The organism is Streptomyces sp. MnatMP-M17, assembly GCF_900091995.1.
GTDB lineage: Bacteria > Actinomycetota > Actinomycetes > Streptomycetales > Streptomycetaceae > Streptomyces.
Genome location: NZ_FMDK01000807.1, coordinates 1 through 1570, shown reverse-complemented (window position 1 = coordinate 1570; position 1570 = coordinate 1). Strand labels below are relative to the sequence as shown.

The 1570-nt window shown below is 71.7% G+C and carries 2 protein-coding genes; both read right to left on the bottom strand.

Annotated elements, in window-relative coordinates:
• Positions 1-288 precede the first annotated feature (288 nt).
• On the bottom strand, positions 289-633 hold the full coding sequence (locus tag GA0115259_RS31010) for a rhodanese-like domain-containing protein (RefSeq protein ID WP_093603153.1): 345 nt from the start codon (positions 631-633) through the stop codon (positions 289-291).
• Positions 634-764: 131 nt separating this feature from the next.
• The gene (locus tag GA0115259_RS31005) at positions 765-1520 is read right to left on the bottom strand and encodes a J domain-containing protein (protein WP_093603155.1); all 756 of its coding nucleotides are present in this window, start codon (positions 1518-1520) and stop codon (positions 765-767) included.
• Positions 1521-1570: the final 50 nt, after the last annotated feature.

Here is a 1570-nt window from a genome sequence, read left to right as displayed (position 1 = left end):
GGGCGGCTGCGCGGCCGCCCCGGCGGCGGGCGGCCGTCCGGTTATCCCGGCGCCGGGCGGCTGCCAGGCCGGCCCGCCCTTGTCGTCGTACGAATCCATCCCGCCCCGATCCCGCCGGCACCCGCTCAGTCACCCACAGGGTTGACACCCTACGGTCCTGGCCCGCGGCTCAGGTCTCGAACGGGTTTCCTCGGCGGCTCCCCGGCCAGGTCCACCGCGTACCCGGCCAGGTCCACCGCGTACCCGGCCAGGACGAAGCCGGATACAAAGTCGGCCACTCGCCCGGTCTCAGAGCACGAACGCCGGAGTGCCGTTGTCAGTGACCATCGGACGACCGGCGCCGTCCCAGGCGAGCATCCCGCCGTCCACATTCACCGCGTCGACGCCCTGCTGCACCAGATACTGGGTGACCTGCGCGGAGCGCCCGCCGACCCGGCACATCACATAGGCCTTCCGGCCCTCGGCCACCGCCTCGGTCACCTCGCCGAAGCGCGCCACGAAGTCACTCATCGGCACATGCAGCGCGCCCTCGACATGACCGGCCGCCCACTCGTCGTCCTCCCGGACGTCCAGCACCAGTCCGTCGGACGGGACCGCCGCGACATCGACCGAGGGCAGTGAGGCGAAATTCATGGATGGTGCCTTCTCTCGTACGGGACGGGGGCAGGGACGGTGACGGGGACGAGGACCGGGTCCGTGGGCCATCGGGCCGTACGCCACGGACTGTGAGTCGTGGTCCGCAGGCCCGCGGGCCTCCGAAAAACCTACTGCACCAGCCTGGCGAGTTCCGTCTCACGCCCGGAGACCTCCGCGAGCAGCTGCTCGGCGATCTCCTCCAGCAGCCGGTCCGGGTCCTCGGGCGCCATCCTGAGCATCGCGCCGATCGCGCTCTCCTCCAGCTCCTTGGCGACCAGCGTCAGCATTTCCTTCCGCTGCGACAGCCACTCCAGCCGGGCGTAGAGCTCCTCGCTCTCGCTCAGCGACGGTGCCTGCGGCGCGGGTCCCGCCGCCCACTCCTCGACCAGCTCGCGCAGCAGCGGCTCGTCGCCGCGCCCGTAGGCGGCGTTCACCCGTGTGAGGAACTCCTCACGGCGGGCGCGCTCGTTGTCGTCCCGCGCGAGATCCGGATGGGCCTTGCGCACCAGATCGCGATAGAGCTTGCGGGCCTCGTCGCTCGGCCGGACGCGCTTGGGAGGCCGTACGGGCTGTTCGGTCAGCATCGCCGCCGCCTCGGCCGACAGACCGTCGGAGTCGATCCAGTCGTGGAACAGCTCCTCGACGCCCGGCATCGGCTGCACCATCGCGCGGGCCTCCCGCGCCTTGCGCAGATCCTCGGGATCTCCGGTCCTGGCGGCACGGGCCTCGGCGATCATCGCGTCCAGCTCGTCCAGCCGGGCGTACATGGGACCGAGCCGCTGGTGGTGCAGCCGGGAGAAGTTCTCCACCTCGATCCGGAAGGTCTCCAGGGCGATCTCGAACTCGATCAGCGCCTGCTCGGCGGCGCGCACGGCCCTCTCCAGCCGCGCCTCGGGCCGCGCGGAGTCCGCGGCGTTCGCGGCGTCCGCAGCGT